Source organism: Roseateles chitinivorans, assembly GCF_050632235.1.
GTDB classification, from domain to species: Bacteria; Pseudomonadota; Gammaproteobacteria; order Burkholderiales; family Burkholderiaceae_C; genus Roseateles; species Roseateles chitinivorans_A.
Genome location: NZ_CP192584.1, coordinates 4142282 through 4160600, shown reverse-complemented (window position 1 = coordinate 4160600; position 18319 = coordinate 4142282). Strand labels below are relative to the sequence as shown.

The window sequence follows — 18319 nt, the reverse complement described above, 5'->3', positions numbered from 1 at the left end:
AGCATGCCGCCATGAACCTGACTCAACTGGAGACTTTCGTCCATGTGGCCGAGCACGGCAGTTTCAGCAAGGCCGCGATGGTGCTGGGCGTGGCGCAGCCGGCGCTGAGCCGGCAGGTGCGGGCGCTGGAAACGGAGCTGCACGAGACGCTGCTGCTGCGCAACGGCCGCGGCGTGGCATTGACCGAGGCGGGCCGGCGTCTGCTGCAGCATGGACAGGACATCCTGAACCTGGTCAGCCATGCCAAGGATGACCTGCGGGCGCGGCGCAGCGAACCGGTCGGGCAGATCACCATCGCGATGCCGCCGACGCTGGCGCGGCTGCACACGCTGGCGCTGATCCGGGCGTTCCAGGCGGAGATGCCGCAGGCGCGGCTGACGATCATGGAAGGCTTCTCGGTCCATCTGACCGAATGGCTGCTGACCGGCCGCACGGACCTGGCGCTGGTCTACAACCCCGAGCCGGTGCCGGCGCTGGAGATCCTGCCGCTGCGGCGCGAGCGGCTGTGCCTGGTCAGCCCCAAGGATCAGGCGCCGGCACGGCCGCCGACCTTGTCGCAGCTGTCGCGCTATCCGCTGGTGATGCCGCAGCGGGGGCACATCTTCCGCGCGCTGATGGAACAGGCCGCGGCGATGGCGGGCGTGCAGCTCGACGTGCGATGGGAAGTGGCGAGCGTCCCGGCCATCCTGGACTGCGTGGCGGCCGGCATCGGCCATGCGGCACTGGGCGAGGACGCGCTGCAAATCTACGAAAGGCCGGAACGCCTGGTCACGACGCCGTTCGCGAAGGCGGACATCCAGAGCACGCTGTGCCTGGTCACGCCGACCAGCAAACGGGCGACGCCGTTGATGCAGAAGACGGCGGAGGTGATCATGAGGATGGTGGGGGAGCCTCGCTGACACGCTGTCAGGCGGCGAGGTCTGTCCTCGTTGACCGAGTTCGTCGTGCCGACGCTCCCCAACGGAAGCATGAGCAGGAGAGGCTCGTGGGGTGAGGGTGCGAAGCCTTGGCCGGCATAGAAGGCCCTGGCATTCACATCGATGGCGTGGCACATCAGGCCCTTTCCACCGGCAATGCGCGCAGCAGCCTGAACCCTCCGTTGTGCATCACGAATCATGGATGAAGCGATGCCATTTCCTTGCCAGAGGCTATCCACCGCCAGACGTCCCAAGAGGTACATGGGGACAAGGGATGGCGCATTGCGACGGATGGCGCCGATCGCCAGATTGCTCTTCAGCGCCGTAGGAGCGAGCGAGTAGAACCCCACGACAACGTTACATGCCGTGGTCACGACGTAAGTCCTGGACGCTCCGTTCTTCTGGTTGGATACGGCGTGTTGTTCGAGCCACGTATCGAGGTTCCCATGACCGCAGCGGAATCCGCTGCGGTCATGGGATGGCATGAGCAAGCTCGGCGGCTGAAGGCCGCCGCGAGTCAAAGCTCCCATGGCGGTTTCCTCGCCATCATTCGTTGATAGGCCGCGTTTTCGCTGAGCGGTCGTTCCAGGATGTCCTCGCAGGCCTGCAGTTGCTCCGACGTGAGCTCTTGCGTCGCCTTGTAGAGCAATGCGTCATCGGCAGCGTCCCGCATCGCGTCGTGCACGAAAGCGGCACGCGTCTTGTTGAGGGACTCGGCTGCGGAAATGATCAGATCGCGAAGATCGGTGGGGATTTGCAGCCAAACGCTCTTATCGCTTTCGATGGGCGCTGCGCGTTGAGGGGGAGCAATCTGCGTTGCGATGGCGGGGGGCACGTAGGTGCCGTGGTCAGGGTTCAATGCCGTCACGATACGAAAATTTCTAGGAGTTTGGAAAGGCTGAAATGCTGCTGCCGATGCGGCCACGAAGCAAGCCAGCCGACGGGTGTCGCGACAGAAATCCGGCGTTCCGTTGACGTGCCTCAAAGGATCTCTGCGCGACAACGTCATGCTCCACGAAGCCGCGTCAATGCGCATCGCCCCGAGAGGGGCCATGAGGAGGGGCTACCAAAGGGGGAGTTGAGGGCGCCCCTCAGGCCGCCTTCGCCGCTGGCGGCTTCTCGCGCTTCACGTAGTGCGGCAGGAAGCTGCGCTTCTCCTGACCGAAGGCGACAGTCACGCTGTCCGCGCTGGCCTCGACGACCACGCCGCCGCCATAGCGCTTGACGCGCACCGCATCGCCGGGGTGGAACACCACCGCGATCACGGGCGAGTTGTCGGCTGTCGCGTCGACGACGTGCGCAGCGGACTCGCGCTCGTGCGCATCGATGCGCGCGCAGTTGTCGCAGCCGTGGCAGCGTTCGAAGCCCGCCGCTTCGTCGAAGGCCTCCAGCATCACCCGCCACCGGCACAGGCCGCTCTGCGCGTAGAACACCATCTGCTCGAGCCGGCGGCGGTCCTGTCCGGCCTTGGCCTCGTAGCGGGCGAGGGCCTCCCTCAGCGAGGCCGCATCACCCGGCACCGGATCCGTCAGCTGGAACGCATCGCCGTCCTCCGTGAGCCATCCCTCGCGGACCAGCAGCCCGGTCAGGACCTCGAGCTTGTTGCGCGGCCGGCCGAGCTGCTCCCGCAACGCGTCGAGGGTCCACCCGGCGTCGTCCGGCGGTGCCGCGCGCAGGGCCTCCATCACGGCCTGTGCATCGGCCGGCACGGGATACCGTCCGTTCAGGAAGAACTGCTGCACCGCCCGGTCGCCGGCGACGAACAGCAGCGTGCAGTCCGCGCGTTCGCCGTCTCGGCCGGCGCGCCCTGACTCCTGGTAGTAGACGTCCAGCCCCGCCGGCAACTGGTAATGCACGATGCGCCGGATGTCCGGCTTGTCGATGCCCAGACCGAACGCGTTGGTCGCGACCATCACGCGCACGTCGCCGCGCATGAAACGGTCCTGCGCCTCATGGCGCTGCGCGGCGCGCAGGCGGCCGTGGTACAGCGCCGCCGGGACTCCCGCGCCGACCAGCGCGTCATGCACCGATTCCGCCGCCCGCACCGTGGCCGTGTAGACGATTGTCGAAGGCAGGTCAGGGCGCTTCTCGGCCCCGACGCGGGCGTCGGCCGGTGAATCGCGTTCGCCGCTTTCCTTGCTGCTTCCGTCGCCGCCGTGCTCCCCGGCGACCAGTGCGAGCAGGCGCCGGAGCTTGTCCTCGTCGTCCGCCAGCGGCTCGACGCGGTAGTGCAGGTTGGGGCGGTAGGTGCCGGCGATCAGGCGGCCTGCGGCGGGGATGTCGAGCTGGTTCGCGATGTCGTCCACGACCTCCGCGGACGCCGTCGCCGTGAGCGCGAGCACGACGGGCCGTCCCAGGCGCTCGCGGGCCTCGCCGATGCGAAGGAAGGCCGGACGGAAGTCGTGCCCCCATTGGGAGATGCAATGCGCCTCGTCGACGACCAGCAGGTCCGTCGGACGCTGCGCGAGCTGCTCGATCCAGTCGGCGTCATCCAGCCGCTCAGGCGTCAGCAGCACGACGCGCGCGGTGCCGTCGAGCGCCATCGTTTCCTGGGTCGCGAGCGACGCCGCGTCGAGCCCGCTGTGCACCTGCGCGCAGCGGATACCCAGCGCGCCCAGCCGTTCGCACTGGTCCTTCATCAGCGCGATCAGCGGCGAGACGACGATGGTGCGGCCCGGCAGCAGCGCCGCCGGCAGCTGATAGCAGAGCGACTTGCCGGCGCCGGTCGGCATCACCGCCAGCGTGTTCAGGCCCCGCAGCACGCGATGGACGACGTCCTTCTGACCGGGTCGCCAGACGCGCAGCCCGAAGCGGCGCAGTTGCTGGAGCAGGAGGCGTTCTGACGGAGCTTGGCGGCGCGAGGGCATGAGGTGTCGAGACAGGCAGGGCGAGGGTCCCGCGGGCCTTCAGCAAGCCGCGAACCCGAGGCGTCTCCCTCGGTGTGTCCCCAGCGTTTCCCTCCGTACGTCCCTCGGTTCGTACGCCGGGCACAGGGGTTGCCAAGTGGAGCCCATGCCGCCCGCGCCAGGCGCAATCCGCCGCGCGACGGGCCCCCTCCACGTCACAAGATCCCGGAGACCTCCATGATCAGCACCATCCTGCTCGTCATCCTCATCCTGCTGCTCGTCGGCGCCTTGCCCTCCTGGCCTCACAGCCGCAGCTGGGGCTACGGCCCGAGCGGCGGCCTCGGCCTCGTCGTCCTGATCCTCATCGTCCTGCTGCTGCTGGGCTACATCTGACGATGCGCCACACGGGTCCGGTAACGGGCACCCCTTTCGGGTGTTCCTGGCGGACGCCGCATGGCCGGCGGGCTCGAACCTGCCGGCCATGCCGGTCAAGTCAGCCAAGTCGATCAGGCCCGGCGCTCACGCGCCCAGCAACGACTGCCCGCAGACCCGCAACACCTGGCCCGTGAGCGGGTGTGCACCCGGCGACGCCAGGAAGGCGATCGCCTCCGCCACATCCGCCGGCGTGCCGCCCTGCTTGAGCGAGTTCAGGCGACGTCCGGCCTCGCGCACCATCCACGGCATGCGCCGCGTCATCGCCGTTTCGATGAAGCCCGGCGCGACGGCGTTGATCGTTCCGCCGCTGCCATCGAGCGTCGCCGCGCGAGCGCCCACGTAGCCGATGAGCGCGGCCTTCGAGGCGCTGTAGTTGGTCTGGCCGGCATTGCCCGCGATGCCGCTGATGGACGACAGGCAGACCTCGCGCGCGCCGGCGTTCAGCAGTCCCGCCTCATCCAGCCGCGCATCGATCGCCAGGATGGCCGCGAGGTTCACCGCCATCACCGACTCCCATTCCGCCGCCGACATCCGCGCCAGCGTCCGGTCGCGCGTGATGCCCGCGTTGTGCACCAGCACGTCCACGCCCTGCAGGCGCCGCACCGCATCGGCGAGTTCGTCGACGGCGCCGGGCGCCGTCAGGTCCGCCGCGAGCAGCGATCCGCCGATCTCGCGCGCCAGCACCTCCAGCGGCTGGCGCGCCGCCGGCATGTCGACGCACAGCACGCGCATGCCATCCAGCGCCAGGCGCCGGGCGGTCGCCGCGCCGATGCCGCCCGCCGCCCCGGTGACGAGCGCCACCGGCGCGCGCTCGACGTCGAGCCGCGGCACCACGTCCTTGCGCCAGGAAAGCACCTGACCCGAGACATAGGCGGAGCGGTCCGACCCGAAGAAGCGCAAGGCGCCGGCCAGCGATTCCATCGAGGCCGCGCCCTCCTGCAGCACCAGCGCGTTGGCCGTCGCGCCGCGCCGGCCGACCTCCTTGGCCAGCGCGCGGACGAAGCCCTGCACCGCGTGCAGGCAGGCGGCCTCCGCCGCGCTCATGACGCCGGCCGAGGTCAGGGCGAGGATCCGTCCCCCGGCGCGACGCGGACCATCGCCAGCTGCGCCTGTTCGAACAGGGCGCGCAGGGCGGGGACGTCACGGCAACCGGTCGCGTCGATCACCAGCGTGCGCACCGGACCGTCGCCGCTGGGCACGCCGCCTTGCGCGACGATGGCCGCCAGCAGCGACGGCAGCGGCGCCGCGCTGCCCGGCGCGATCGCGAGCACCGGACGGCCGAGGAGCTCCTCATCGGTCCAGGCGTCCTGACGACGGAGCAGCGGAACGGGTTGCGGCAGATTGAACAGGCGTGCGAGGCGACGGCCGAGCGGGTGCTGGACGAGACTGAGCAGGCGATCGGTCATGGCGGCAAGGTGGGCGGCGTCGGCAACGCCGCCGGGGAGGGCTGGGAACGGCGCGCAGTGTAGGCGCGCCCGGACATGCCGCCGCTCAACGTCAACCCGATGCGCGTCTCCCGGTCGTCCGAGCGCGCGAACGGCGCGCCGCCGTGCATCCGCGCGATCGCGTCGACGATCGACAGACCAAGACCCAGGTGATCGCCGTCCGCGGCACCGTCCACCTCGGAGGCATTGCCGGCGGCTTCGGCGCGATAGAAGCGGTCGAACAGCCGCGGCAGCCGCTTCGCCGGAATGACCGGCCCGGTGTTCGCGACCCACAGGCGGATCTGCCCGGACCGCGATCCCTCGATGCCGATGCGCAGCACGCTGCCGACCGTCGCGTAGCGGGTCGCGTTGGCGATCAGGTTCGACAGCGCCCGCTTGAGCAACGCCGCGTCGAAGTCGCCGGCGGCTTCGCCGTCGATGCGCGACGACAGACCGGCCTCGTCGATGGCGGCATCGTGGTATTCGACGACCTCGGCCACCAGTGCGGCCAGGCTGTCGACGCGCTGCCGGCGCGCACGCTGCCCGCCGTAGGCCCGCGACAGGAACAGCATGTCGCCCACGATGCCCTGCATACGCCGCAGTTCCTCGAGATTGGCGCCGAGCCGGTCCCTGGTCTCGGGCGCGAGCGTGGCATCGCGGATCGTCACTTCGGTGCCGGTGATCAGGTTGGCGAGCGGCGTCCGCAGTTCGTGCGCGACATTGGCGCTGAAGGCCTCGACCTGCGCCTGCGAGCGGCGTTGGCGCTCCAGCATCGCGGTCAGCTGGTCGACGCGCTGCCTCAGCGCGCGCAGCAGTCCGCCCGCGCTGCGCAACGATGACAAAACGGTCATCCGCATGTCCGCCTCATGTCAGCGTCGCACGCCTAGAGTGGATACCAAGGCGTTTGAAACGCGCGCCGACGCAGCGGAGAACCGATGACATCGGACTTCCGCGTGCAGGATCACTTTTCAATCCAAGGAGTTCAATCATGACCAACTTCAAGAAGCTTTCCATTCCGATGGGTGCCGCCGCACTGGCCGTGGCCTTGAGCGTGCCGGCGTTCGCGCAGGTCGAAGAGGAAATCGTGTCCGGCCCGAAGTCCCGTGACCAGGTCACGGCAGAACTGGAAGCCGCCCGCATGGACGGCAGCCTCAACCAGCTTCAAGGCGACCACAGCTACGCGCCCGACTTCGACGAAGCCCGAGGCATGGATGTGCAGTACTCGAATCACCAGGCCGATGCCGACGTGACGGTGGGAATGTCCGCCGACACGAGCACGCAGGTGCAGTTCGCCGCGCCTGCTGCAGGCGGCAAGACACGTGCCCAGGTGATGGATGAGTTGGAACAGGCTCGCGCCGATGGGTCGCTGGACCGCATGTGGAGCGAGCAGGGATATGCGCCGGAGCTCGAGGCGGCGCATTCGTACGGTCGTTGATCGCTCCCGATGCCCGGCACGGGCCGCAACGATCCGCACGTCGGATCCGAGCGAGACAGTGCCGACCTGACGGACCGGACGACAGACGCAGGATGACCTGACCATGCATTGACGGTCATCCGACTTCGAGCAACGGGGTTCCCACGAGGGAACCCCGCTTTCGTTGCGGTTCTGTTCACCGTCACAAGCGCGTGACGTCGAGGATCGCCTGTGCGAACGCCTTCGGCGCTTCCTGCGGCAGGTTGTGGCCGATGCCGCCGGTCAGGTCGCGGTGGTCGTACCTGCCCGTGAACTTGCGGCGATAACCCGATGACGGCGGATGCGGCGCGCCGTTGGCATCGCCCTCCAGCGTGATCGCCGGGATCGTGATCTCCGGCGCCGCGCCGATGCGGGCTTCCACCGCGTCGAAGCGCGATTCGCCGTCGGCCAGGCCGAGGCGCCAGCGGTAGTTGTGGACCACGATCGCGACATGGTCCGGGTTGTCGAAGGCGGCGGCGCTGCGCGCGAAGGTCGCGTCGTCGAAACGCCATTGCGGCGAGGCCAGCTGCCAGATCAGCTTCGAGAACTCGGCGCGGTACTTCTCGTAACCCAGGCGGCCACGTTCCGTCGCGAAGTAGTACTGGTACCACCACTGCAGCTCGGCCGCGGGCGGCAGCGGTTGCTCGTTGACCTTGCGGCTGACCAGCAGGTAGCCGCTGACGGCGACCAGCGCCTGGCAGCGCTCCGGCCACAGCGCCGCGAGGATGCCCGCCGTGCGTGCGCCCCAGTCGCAGCCGCCGACGATCGCCTTCGGGATGCGCAGCGCGTCCAGCAGCGCGATCGCGTCGAGCGCCAGCGCCCCCTGCTGGCCGTTGCGCGCCGTGCCGGCGGTCAGGAAACGCGTCGTGCCGTAGCCGCGCGCGTAGGGGACGATGACGCGATAGCCGGCCGCCGCGAGCAGCGGCGTGACCGACTCGTAGGTGTGGACGTCGTACGGCCAGCCGTGCAGCAGCAGCACGGGCGGCCCGTCGGCCGGACCGGCTTCGACGTAGCCGACGCGCAGATCGCCGGCGTCGATCTGCTTGAGCGTGCCGAAGGACGGCGCGATCGCGAGGGCGGCGCCGTCGGCGGATGCCGCCATCGCGGTGGAGGGCAGCAGCCCGGTCAGCGGCAACGCCGCGGCGGCCCCGACCGAGGCGCCCAGCTGCAGGAATCGGCGGCGGGGCAACGCGGCCGGCATGCCGGCCACGTCCGGCAGGGAAGACGAGGCGCTCAGGCCTTGGCGCTCATGGCGTTCGTTGCGGTCGTTACTGTCGGTCATGCGGAATCTCCGTGTGAAGTGGCGATCCCCGCAGTGGACGTTCGCGATGTATCCCTGCCTTGTCGGCCCGGGCCCGGGTTTGCATGCCGCTGTCGCGCCCGGACCTGCAGATACAGCGATATACAAAGCCGTTTTCTGACATCGATCAAGGCGACCTGTAGCTTTCCTGCGCGGTCCTTCCTAGCCTGCCGGGACCGGCCGCACAGGGCGTCCGGATTCAGGGCGTGGGCCCTCGGGAGTTGTCGATGAATGGGGTGGTGCAGGATGAGGTCGTCTACTTTCCGTCGCTGCAGACGTTGCCGGCCGAGCTGCGCGCGTTGCGCGAACTCGATCGCGTGCGCAAGCGCAGGATCCTGCCGCTGATCACGCTGACGCCGCCGCAGCGCATGCCCGACGTGGTCGACTTCCGTCGCGCCGCGCAGCAGGCGGGCGAGGTGATGCAGGAGTTGCCGCACTTCATCGACCTGGGCCGGGTGCCGCTGGACCATGCGGTGGCCTGGCGCCGGCTGGCCGATCCGACACAGGGCTTCCGGACATGGCGCGAATTCGCCCAGGCGCACCGCCACGCGGTGCCCGTCGTCCTGATGCCCGACGGCGCCAGCGAGCGCGGCATCGCGGTGCAGGCGGCCGCGATCGAGCGCGAGTTCGGCCAGGTGCTGTTCCGGCTGCGCGGCACGCCGCGCTGGTCGGCGCCCTCGACCGTGATCGTGGAGCGGGCGTTGGACGGGCTCGAGGATCTGCGCCGCGCGCTGGTCGTCCTGGACTTCGGCACGGAGCGCGAGTGGCTGCTCGGCGGCGCGAGCGCCGGCCTGGATCTGCTCGCGCGCTGGCGGACGCGATGGCCGAGCCTGCGCGTCGTGGTGATGGGCAACAGCTTCCCCGCCACGGCGCAGTGGATGGGATCGGCAGAGGCGGACGACAACGCGCGCTCGGGCCGGCTGGCCATCCTCGAACGCGAGCTGCATCGTCGGCTCGGCGGGCTGGCCGTCGTCGGTTACGGCGATCACGGGGCCATCCATACGCCGAGCGAACCCGGTCCGGAGCTGCCGGCCGGCCATGTGCGCATCGACTATCCGTGGCAGGGCCAATGGCGCTTCGAGCGCCGTCGACGCGCCAGCGCCGACGATGCCAATCGGGAGGCGGCCGAAGCCATCATCGCGGCGGCGCCGTCGTTCGGTGCCCGCGACCTGTGGGGCGAACACGAGATCCAGGAAGCGGCCAACGGCCGGGTGTTCGCGCGGGGCCGCGAGGCGTGGACGGCGATCCGTGTCAACTTGCATCTGGCGACGCAGGTCGACGAGCTGCAGATCGAACACTGGAGCACCCGATCCGTGCTGCCGGGTCCGACTTCGTGAAAACCACCGCCTGGCGACAGGGCGCCGCGAAGCCCGTGGGCGGGGAAGGGGTGGCCGGGCTGCCTATACTCGCGCCCCATGCGCCGCTGGTTGACCGTCTTCCTGCTGATCCTGCTGCCGCTCCAGCTGAGCTGGGCGGTGGCGGCGACCTATTGCACGCATGAAGCCGATCCGGCGGTGAACCACATCGGCCATCACCAGCATCGGCATGAGGCGGCGGAGGCCGCTCCTGGAAGCCCGGACCTGTCTGGTGTCTCGGATTCGCTCGACGCGTCGACGCAGGTCGAGACGGCCACCGACAAGACCGCTGACAAGGCAGCTGAAAAAGCCGTCGAGAAGGCGCCCCAGAAAACGACCGAAACGACGACCGACAAGGCATTGACCTGCGTCGACGACGACTGCGGCTTCTGCCATCTGGGTCACAGCCAGCCGGTCGCGAGCACGGCCATCGTGCTGCCGGCGGTCGCCAGTCCCGTGACCACGGGCTCCGTGCCGGAGGTCTGGTCGTCGCGCGGCCCAGACCGCCGAGAGAAACCCAACTGGCCGGCCGCCTGATCGGCGGCCGCCCCTTCGACTGATCCTTGAACGCCCCGGCGCCCGCCGGGACGTGTGGCGCTCGCCGATTCCCCGTTGATCCCTTTCCTGCCCGACCGCTTCAGCGGCGGCGGGCACAACGCCGGAGTCTCCGATGCCCAAGTTCCTGGTGCCGCTGTGCAGCGCGGCACTGCTTTCCCTCATGCCGGTGGCCGGACGGGCCGCGCCCGACGCGCCGCCTGCAACCGCCACCCCCTCGACGTCGCCTGCGCCGTCCGCCCCGCCAGCGCCGGCATCAGCCTCATCGACGCTGTCGACTTCGGCGGCGCCCTCTTCGGCATCACCGCGCCTGACGTTGAGCGCCGCCATCGACCGGGCCCTGACCGCGCATCCCCGGTTGCGCGCCGCGGCCTTCGAACTGGAGGCCGCCGAGGGCGCCGTGCAGCAGGCCGCGCTGCCGCCCAACCCCACGCTCGGACTCGAGCAGGAGGACACGCGCCGCGAGACGCGCACCGTCACCGTGCTGCTGAGCCAGCCGCTGGAGATCGGCGGCCAGCGCGCGGCGCGCACCGCGCTGGCCCGGCGCGGTCGTGACCTCTCGCAAGCCGAGCTCGACGCCCTGCGCGCCGAACTGCGGGCTGACGTGGTGCAGGCCTTCTTCGCCGCGCTGGTCGCGCAGGAGCGGGTCGTCGCCGCCGACGAGTCGGTGCGCATCGCGGGCGGCGGTGCCGACGCGACCGCCCGGCGCGTGTCCGCCGGCAAGCTGGCGCCGAACGACGAGACCCGGGCGCGTGTCGCGGAAGCCACCGCGCGCATCGAGCGGCGTCAGGCGCAGGCGGACCAGTTGGCGGCGCGACATGCGCTGGCGGCTGCCGTCGGCATGGACCAAGCGGCGATCGGTGCGCTCGATGGCGCGGCGGCGTCGCTCCCGACCTTGCCCGGCGAGGCCGAGGTCGCACGCCGTCTGGCCGATGCGCCGGCGCTGCGACGCGCCCGGCTCGAGGTCGAGCGGGCCCAGGCCGCGTACGAGCTCGAACGCGCGCGCCGCATCCCCGATGTCACCGTGACCCTCGGCGCGAAGCGGGCGCAGGAGATCGGCCGCAACCAGGCGGTGATCGGCCTGTCGATGCCGCTGCCGCTGTTCGACCGCAACCAGGGCGCCCAGCGCGAGGCCCTCAAGCGCCGTCAGGCCGCCGAGCAGCTCGCGGAGGCCGAATCGCTGCGGCTGCGCGCCGAGGTGCTGAGCGCCGCCGATGAACTCGCCGCCCGCACCGACGAGGTGGACGCGTTGCAACGCACCGTGCTCCCCGGCGCCCGCGAGGCCTACACCGCCGCGACCCGCGGCTTCGAACTCGGGAAGTTCGGCTTCCTGGACGTGCTCGACGCGCAACGCACCTGGCTGCAGGCGCGCATGCAATGGCTCGACGCGCTCGCACGGGCGCATCGCGCCAATGCCGACCTCGAGCGCCGCCTCGGCGCGCCCGTCCAGCAACCGTGAGAACGACGATGACATTCAACAAGCAAGACGACAAGACGTCCCCGGGACGGGGCTGCCGAAGCGGCAACTGATCGCGATCGCGGTGCTGGTGGCGCTGGGCCTGATCGGCGGCGCGGCCATCCTGGCCTCGGGACCGGCGGGGTCCGCCAAGGGCGGCCACGGCGAGCACGCCGAAGCGGGCCATGACGATCACGGCCATGATGGAGAGAAGGACTCGGGCAGGCACAAGGATCAGGAGAAGGGTCAGAAGAAGGGCGAGGAAAAGGGCGAACACAAGGACGACCACGCCGGCGAGGCCAAGGCCACGCAGCCGGGCGACGCGCACCCGACCGCGGTGGCCGGTGGGAAGGCGGCGGACAAGGACGACGGTCATGGCCACGCTGCTGGCGAGCCCGAAGCCATCGCGATGACCGAGGCGCAGATCAAGTCGGCCGCGATCGCGCTGGAGGTGGCGGGTCCGGCGACGATCCGGACCACGACGCGTCTGCCCGGCGAGATCGGCTTCAACGAGGACCGGACGGCCCACGTGGTGCCGCGCGTGAGCGGCGTCGTCGAGGCAGTGCCCGCCACGCTCGGCCAGGCCGTGCGCAAGGGCGACCTGCTGGCCGTGATCGCGAGCGCCCAGGTGTCGGACCAGCGCAGCGAGCTGCTCGCCGCGCAGAAGCGAGAACAGCTGGCGCGCACGACCTTCGACCGCGAACGCAAGCTGTGGGAGGAGAAGATCTCGCCCCGGCAGGACGTCGACGTGGCCGAGCAGGCCTTGCGCGAAGCCGAGATCGCCGTCGCGAACGCCCGCCAGAAGCTGCTGGCCATCGGCGCCACGCCGGGCGGTGGCGCGCTGACGCGCTTCGAGTTGCGCGCGCCGTTCGACGGCGTCGTCGTCGAGAAGCACCTGACGCTGGGCGAGCAGGTGAAGGAGGACGCGAGCGTCTTCGTGCTGTCGGACCTGCGCACCGTGTGGGCGCGCATCGACGTCCCGGCCGGCGACCTGGCCAAGGTGCGCGTCGGTGAACGCGCCGTCGTGCGTTCCGCCGCCTTCGAGCAGTCGGCCGACGGCACGGTCGCCTACGTCGGCGCCCTGATCGGCGGGCAGAGCCGCACCGCGCAGGCGCGGATCTCGCTGGCCAATCCGGACCGCGCCTGGCGGCCCGGGCTCTTCGTCAACGTCGACGTCGTGACCGGCGAAGCCCCGGCGCCGGTGACCGTGGCCGCCGACGCGGTGCAGGTCTTCGAGGACCGGCAGGTCGTCTTCGTGCGCACCACCGACGGCTTCGCCGCGCAGCCGGTCAAGACCGGCCGCGGCGACGGCCGGCGCGTCGAGATCGTCGACGGCCTGAAGGCCGGCGCGAAGGTCGCGGCGATCAACGCCTTCGTCATCAAGTCCGAGGCCGGCAAAGGCTCGGCGACGCATTCGCATTGACGGAGGACGCATGTTCGAACGCATCATCCGATTCGCCATCGAGCACCGGTGGCTGGTGCTCCTGGCCGTGCTGGGCATGGCGGCGCTGGGGGTCTTCAGCTACCAGAAGCTGCCCATCGACGCCGTGCCCGACATCACCAACGTGCAGGTACAGATCAACACCGGCGCGCCGGGCTACTCGCCGCTGGAGGCGGAGCAGCGCGTGACCTTCCCGGTCGAGACCGCGATGGCAGGCCTGCCGGGGCTGAAGCAGACGCGCTCGCTGTCGCGCTATGGGCTGTCGCAGGTGACGGTGATCTTCGCCGACGGCACCGACATCCACTTCGCGCGGCAACTGGTCAACGAGCGGTTGCAGGCCGCGCGCGAACACCTGCCCGACGGGCTGACGCCGGCGATGGGGCCGGTGTCCACGGGCCTGGGCGAGATCTACCAGTGGACGATCGAGGCCGAGGAGGGCGCGCGCAAGCCCGACGGTTCGCCCTACACGCCGATCGACCTGCGCGAGATCCAGGACTGGGTCGTCAAGCCGCAGCTGCGCAACGTGCCGGGCGTGACCGAGGTCAACACCATCGGCGGTTTTGCCAAGGAGTTCGAGGTGGCGCCCGATCCGGGTCGGCTGTCGTCGCACGGGCTCACGCTGGCGGAGGTGGTCCAGGCGCTGGAACGCAACAACGCCAACGTCGGCGCCGGCTACATCGAGCGTCGTGGCGAGCAGTACCTGATCCGCGCGCCCGGCCAGTTGCGCGATCTGGCCGACATCGGCAACGTCGTGCTGCGCACCGACGGCGGCGTCCCGGTGCGGGTGCGCGACGTGGCGCAGGTCGGCATCGGCAAGGAACTGCGCAGCGGCGCGGCCACCGACAACGGCCGCGAGGTCGTGCTGGGCACCGTCTTCATGCTGATCGGCGAGAACAGCCGCAGCGTCGCGCAGGCGGTGGACCGCAAGATGAAGGAGGTCGCGACCACCTTGCCCCAGGGCGTGCACGTCGTCACCGTCTACGACCGCACGGTGCTGGTGGACAAGGCGATCGCGACGGTCAAGCGCAACCTCGTCGAGGGCGCGGTGCTGGTGATCGCGGTGCTCTTCCTGTTCCTGGGCAACCTGCGGGCGGCGGTGCTGACGGCGCTGGTGATCCCGCTGTCCATGCTGTTCACCTTCACCGGGATGGTGGGCCAGAAGGTCAGCGCCAACCTGATGAGCCTGGGGGCGCTGGACTTCGGGATCATCGTGGACGGGGCGGTCGTGATCGTCGAGAACTGCGTGCGGCGCCTGGCGCATGCGCAGTCGCGGCTGGGGCGTCCGCTGACGCGCGCGGAGCGTTTCCACGAGGTCTTCGCGGCGGCGCAGGAAGCGCGCCGGCCGCTGCTGTTCGGGCAGCTGATCATCATGGTGGTCTACCTCCCGATCTTCGCGCTGACCGGCGTGGAAGGGCGGATGTTCCATCCGATGGCGGTGACCGTGGTGATGGCGCTGCTGGGCGCGATGATCCTGTCCATCACCTTCGTGCCGGCGGCGGTGGCGCTGTTCATCGGCGACAAGGTCCAGGAGAAGGAGAGCCGCGTGATGGCCTGGGCGCACCGCGCCTACGAGCCGCTGCTGGTGAAGGCGATGGCCGCTCGGCCGGTGGTCATCACCGGCGCGGCCGTCGCGGTGGTGCTGTCGACGCTGCTCGCCACACGGCTGGGCAGCGAGTTCGTGCCCAGCCTCAACGAAGGCGACTTCGCGGTGCAGGCGCTGCGGCTGCCGGGCACCAGCCTGTCGCAGTCGGTGGCGATGCAGCAGCAGTTGGAGGCCCGCCTGAAGGAGAAGTTCCCCGAGATCGAGCGCGTGTTCTCGCGCACCGGCACGGCCGAGATCGCGGCGGACCCGATGCCGCCGAACATCTCCGACGCCTACGTGATGCTCAAGCCGATGGACCAGTGGCCCGAGCCGCGCCGCACGCGCGACGCACTGATCGCGGCGGTGCAGGCGGAACTCGCGACACTTCCCGGGCAGAACTACGAGTTCTCGCAGCCGATCCAGCTGCGCTTCAACGAGCTGATCTCCGGCGTCCGGTCGGACGTCGCGGTGAAGGTCTTCGGCGACGACATGGACCAGTTGAACGCGGCGGCGGCGAAGATCGCCGCGGTGCTGGGGGACTCGACGGCGCGGCGGAGGTCAACGTCGAACAGACGACCGGGTTGCCGATGCTCACCGTCGACATCGATCGCGAGAAGGCCGGGCGTCACGGCCTGAACCTGCAGGACGTGCAGCAGCTGGTCGCGACGGCGACGGGTGGGGCGCACGCGGGCACCTTGTTCGAGGGCGACCGGCGATTCTCGATCGTCGTGCGCCTGCCCGACGCGTTGCGCACGGACCTGGCGGCGATCGAGCGCTTGCCGGTGCCGCTGCCACGAGGCGCGGAGGGCGCGACGCGGTTCATCCCGTTGTCCGAGGTCGCGACGCTGGCGCTGGCGCCCGGACCGAACCAGGTCAGCCGCGAGGACGGCAAGCGGCGGGTCGTCGTCAGTGCGAACGTGCGTGGACGGGACCTCGGCTCCTTCGTTGCCGAAGCCCAGCAGGCGGTGACATCGCAGGTCGCCCTGCCGTCCGGCTACTGGCTGGGCTGGGGCGGTCAGTTCGAGAACCTCCAGTCGGCCACCGAGCGTCTGCAGGTCGTGGTGCCGGTGGCGCTGGGGCTGGTCTTCGTGCTGCTGTTCGCCATGTTCGGCAACGCGCGTGATGGGCTGCTGGTGTTCTCGGGCATCCCGTTCGCGCTGACCGGCGGCGTGCTGGCGTTGTGGATGCGAGGCATCCCCTTGTCGATCTCCGCGGCGGTGGGGTTCATCGCGCTGAGCGGCGTGGCGGTGTTGAACGGGCTGGTGATGATCTCCTTCATCCGCCAGTTGAGAGAGCAGGGGAGACCGTTGGAGGAGGCCATCCATGAAGGTGCGTTGACGCGCCTGCGGCCGGTCCTGATGACGGCGTTGGTCGCTTCGCTCGGCTTCGTGCCGATGGCGCTGGCGACCGGTACCGGCGCCGAGGTGCAGCGTCCGCTGGCGACGGTGGTCATCGGCGGGATCCTGTCCTCGACCGCGTTGACCTTGCTGGTGCTGCCGGTGCTGTACCGCTGGGTGTATCGACGGGAGACCCACTCATCCGCGTGAGGGCGTTGCCTCGTGAAGTGAATCCGACGCCGTGTCCACAAGTGCGGGTCATGGCGCTCGGATAGACGTTTCCCTAGAGTGGCTGCATCACTTCGCAAGGAGAGTGTGATGCCCATGTCGAAGATGGAGATGAACGGCAGGATCGTCGTCCCCAAGGACATCCGGAGGGCGGTCGGTGCCAAGCTCGGCACGCGCTTCATCTGGGAGTTGGCGAAGGACGGCAGCATCCACGTCGTTGCGAAGTCGAAGAGGCCGGTCGCGGAGGAGTGTCCGCAGCCGGATTCCGATGACGCACTGACAGGAGAAGGCAATGCATGAAACGTTTCTGAGCGAGCAAGGTACCCTGCAGGTGCCGGCGGAGATCTTGACGGAGTTGGGGGCAAAGCCCGGCACCCCGTTCCGCTGGTTTATCCGCGGCGACGGCACCCTCTTTGTTCGTGCTAAGACGACGTCGTTGGCAGAGCTGGCGGGAATGCTGAAGCCGCGCAACGGCAAGACGGTACCCGTCGAAGAGATGAGCCCGTTCCGGTGATGAGTCGAAAACAGCTTCGTGACGTCGTGTGATTTCAAGGAAGGACATACCAACCATGACGCGCAAGCCCTCAAGACCGATCGTCCCGACGCGTGAAGGTGAATGCGACGTGGTCCTGCTCTCCGGCGGCAACCCGCAGATCCCGAAGGGGCATGGCGACGTACCGGTGCAGGCCTACATCGCCGCGCTCCAGGACTGGAAGCAGGCGGTCGTGCGGCGCATGGATGCGCTGATCGTCGAGTCCGTACCCGACGTGCGCAAGGCCGTGAAGTGGAACTCGCCGCTGTACGGCGTCGATGGCACGACCTGGTTCCTCGGCATCCACGTGATGACGCGCTACGTGAAGGTCGCTTTCTTCAACGGCAAGTCGCTGGCTCCGATGCCGCCGGTCGATTCGAAGACAGCGCACGCGCGCTACCTGCATGTGAGCGAGAAGGAGCCGCTCGACGAGGCGGCCTTCGTCGCCTGGGTGACAGCGGCGAGCGCGATCCCCGGCGAGAAGATGTGAGTGCGTCGTCCTGCCCGTTTCGGGCTGGACAGCGGACCGTCGCCGCTCAGTTCGCGGCGCGCCAGTCGACCAGATCCTCGTAGGTGGCGCAGGCACCGCCGCAGAGGATCACCAGCACGTTCCTGGCCTTCTGGAGCACGGGCTCCGCGCGCTTGAGCGTCGCCGCGACGGCGGCGCCGCACGCGGGCTCGACGATCAGCCGGTGTTCCTTCGCCACGTCCAGGCAGGCCTGCACCGCTTCCGCGTCGCTCACCGTCGTGGCGACGACCGGATGCTGTGTCGTCCAGTCGAAGGCCCGCTCACTGACGCGTCGTGCGCCCAGCGAGGTGGCGATGCTGGTGATCGCCTCGAGCGTCACCAATCCGCCTGCGGCGATCGCCGCCCTCAGCGAATCGGCGCCGAAGGTTTCCGCCGCGACCAGCGGCACGTCCTGCCATCCGATGGCGTGCATGCCCTGCAGCACACCGCTCATCAGGCCGCCGCCGCCGACCGACAGCACGACCGCATCCGGCTTCGGCGCCTGCGCGGCGGCCTCCGCGATCATCGACGCGTGCCCGTCCCACAGCAGCGGGTCGTCGAACGGGTGGATGAAGGCATCCGTCGGCTGGCGCAAGGACATCAGGAAATCGTTGGCTTCCATCCAGCTCTTGCCATGGACGATGACCTCCGCGCCTTGTCGGCGGATCAGCGTCTTGGGCCACTCGCGCGTGGTTTCCGGCACCACGACGACGACGGGAAGTCCCAGCCGTCGTCCCGCGTAGGCCACCGCGATCCCCGCGTTCCCGCCCGAGGACGACAACAGCCGTGTCGCACCGCGCGCCGCATGGACCTCGCAGGCGTGGCCGATGCCGCGCAGCTTGAACGAGCCGCAGGGTTGGAGGGCTTCGAGCTTCAGCCAGACGCGCTGGTCCGGCGTACTGAACGCGTCCGATTCGATAGTGGGCGTGATGATGTGGAGGGCCATGGGC

At 69.7% G+C, this 18319-nt stretch carries 17 protein-coding genes and 1 pseudogene; 11 read left to right on the top strand and 7 right to left on the bottom strand.

What is annotated here, in order from left to right:
* Nucleotides 1-11 precede the first annotated feature (11 nt).
* The gene (locus tag ACQ859_RS18845) at nt 12-899 is read left to right on the top strand and encodes a LysR family transcriptional regulator (RefSeq protein ID WP_431262213.1); all 888 of its coding nucleotides are present in this window, start codon (nt 12-14) and stop codon (nt 897-899) included.
* A gap of 535 nt (nt 900-1434) precedes the next feature.
* On the opposite strand, the gene ACQ859_RS18840 is transcribed toward ACQ859_RS18845, so the two are convergent.
* The gene (locus ACQ859_RS18840) at nt 1435-1953 is read right to left on the bottom strand and encodes a DUF1778 domain-containing protein (RefSeq protein ID WP_431262212.1); all 519 of its coding nucleotides are present in this window, start codon (nt 1951-1953) and stop codon (nt 1435-1437) included.
* A 55-nt stretch (nt 1954-2008) separates the two neighbouring features.
* Nucleotides 2009-3784: a RecQ family ATP-dependent DNA helicase gene (locus ACQ859_RS18835; protein WP_431262211.1), complete on the bottom strand. Its 1776-nt coding sequence runs from the start codon at nt 3782-3784 to the stop codon at nt 2009-2011.
* 216 nt (nt 3785-4000) lie between these two features.
* Between ACQ859_RS18835 and ACQ859_RS18830 the strand changes: the two genes are divergently transcribed.
* Nucleotides 4001-4156, top strand: a complete 156-nt coding sequence (locus ACQ859_RS18830; RefSeq protein WP_067272324.1) for a DUF3309 family protein — start codon at nt 4001-4003, stop codon at nt 4154-4156.
* A 126-nt stretch (nt 4157-4282) separates the two neighbouring features.
* Here ACQ859_RS18830 and ACQ859_RS18825 read toward each other — a convergent pair whose 3' ends face one another.
* Genes ACQ859_RS18825 through ACQ859_RS18815 form a run of 3 tightly spaced genes read right to left on the bottom strand, consistent with a single transcriptional unit; the run spans nt 4283 to nt 6479 of the window.
* Nucleotides 4283-5242, bottom strand: a complete 960-nt coding sequence (locus tag ACQ859_RS18825) for a 3-oxoacyl-ACP reductase (RefSeq protein ID WP_431262210.1) — start codon at nt 5240-5242, stop codon at nt 4283-4285.
* Nucleotides 5243-5256: 14 nt separating this feature from the next.
* On the bottom strand, nt 5257-5604 hold the full coding sequence (locus ACQ859_RS18820) for a hypothetical protein (RefSeq protein ID WP_431262209.1): 348 nt from the start codon (nt 5602-5604) through the stop codon (nt 5257-5259).
* The gene (locus ACQ859_RS18815) at nt 5601-6479 is read right to left on the bottom strand and encodes an ATP-binding protein (protein WP_431262208.1); all 879 of its coding nucleotides are present in this window, start codon (nt 6477-6479) and stop codon (nt 5601-5603) included. The genes ACQ859_RS18820 and ACQ859_RS18815 overlap by 4 nt, the downstream gene beginning before the upstream one ends.
* Nucleotides 6480-6610: 131 nt before the next feature.
* Here ACQ859_RS18815 and ACQ859_RS18810 point away from each other — a divergent pair, with 131 nt between their 5' ends.
* Nucleotides 6611-7057: a DUF4148 domain-containing protein gene (locus tag ACQ859_RS18810; RefSeq protein WP_431262207.1), complete on the top strand. Its 447-nt coding sequence runs from the start codon at nt 6611-6613 to the stop codon at nt 7055-7057.
* Between the two features lie 181 nt (nt 7058-7238).
* Here ACQ859_RS18810 and ACQ859_RS18805 read toward each other — a convergent pair whose 3' ends face one another.
* A complete protein-coding gene (locus ACQ859_RS18805; protein WP_431266597.1) occupies nt 7239-8276 on the bottom strand; it encodes an alpha/beta fold hydrolase in 1038 nt (345 codons plus the stop codon).
* Nucleotides 8277-8602: 326 nt separating this feature from the next.
* Between ACQ859_RS18805 and ACQ859_RS18800 the strand changes: the two genes are divergently transcribed.
* From ACQ859_RS18800 to ACQ859_RS18765, 8 genes and pseudogenes are all read left to right on the top strand, one after another.
* Nucleotides 8603-9712, top strand: coding sequence for a beta family protein (locus tag ACQ859_RS18800; RefSeq protein WP_431262206.1), 1110 nt, complete (start codon nt 8603-8605; stop codon nt 9710-9712).
* Between the two features lie 78 nt (nt 9713-9790).
* Complete coding sequence (locus tag ACQ859_RS18795) at nt 9791-10267, top strand: hypothetical protein (protein ID WP_431262205.1); 477 nt, start codon at nt 9791-9793, stop codon at nt 10265-10267.
* Between the two features lie 133 nt (nt 10268-10400).
* Entirely contained in the window at nt 10401-11744 is a 1344-nt protein-coding gene (locus ACQ859_RS18790) for a TolC family protein (protein WP_431262204.1), read from the top strand.
* Nucleotides 11698-13164, top strand: coding sequence for an efflux RND transporter periplasmic adaptor subunit (locus ACQ859_RS18785; protein ID WP_431262203.1), 1467 nt, complete (start codon nt 11698-11700; stop codon nt 13162-13164). The genes ACQ859_RS18790 and ACQ859_RS18785 overlap by 47 nt, the downstream gene beginning before the upstream one ends.
* A 10-nt stretch (nt 13165-13174) precedes the next feature.
* Nucleotides 13175-16311 (top strand): annotated as a pseudogene (locus ACQ859_RS18780) (efflux RND transporter permease subunit).
* Between the two features lie 108 nt (nt 16312-16419).
* The gene (locus ACQ859_RS18775; RefSeq protein ID WP_431262202.1) at nt 16420-16629 is read left to right on the top strand and encodes an AbrB/MazE/SpoVT family DNA-binding domain-containing protein; all 210 of its coding nucleotides are present in this window, start codon (nt 16420-16422) and stop codon (nt 16627-16629) included.
* The gene (locus tag ACQ859_RS18770) at nt 16622-16843 is read left to right on the top strand and encodes an AbrB/MazE/SpoVT family DNA-binding domain-containing protein (protein WP_431262201.1); all 222 of its coding nucleotides are present in this window, start codon (nt 16622-16624) and stop codon (nt 16841-16843) included. The genes ACQ859_RS18775 and ACQ859_RS18770 overlap by 8 nt, the downstream gene beginning before the upstream one ends.
* A 55-nt stretch (nt 16844-16898) precedes the next feature.
* Entirely contained in the window at nt 16899-17351 is a 453-nt protein-coding gene (locus ACQ859_RS18765; RefSeq protein ID WP_431262200.1) for a DUF1801 domain-containing protein, read from the top strand.
* 46 nt (nt 17352-17397) lie between these two features.
* Here ACQ859_RS18765 and ACQ859_RS18760 read toward each other — a convergent pair whose 3' ends face one another.
* On the bottom strand, nt 17398-18315 hold the full coding sequence (locus tag ACQ859_RS18760; RefSeq protein WP_431262199.1) for a pyridoxal-phosphate dependent enzyme: 918 nt from the start codon (nt 18313-18315) through the stop codon (nt 17398-17400).
* Nucleotides 18316-18319 lie beyond the last annotated feature (4 nt).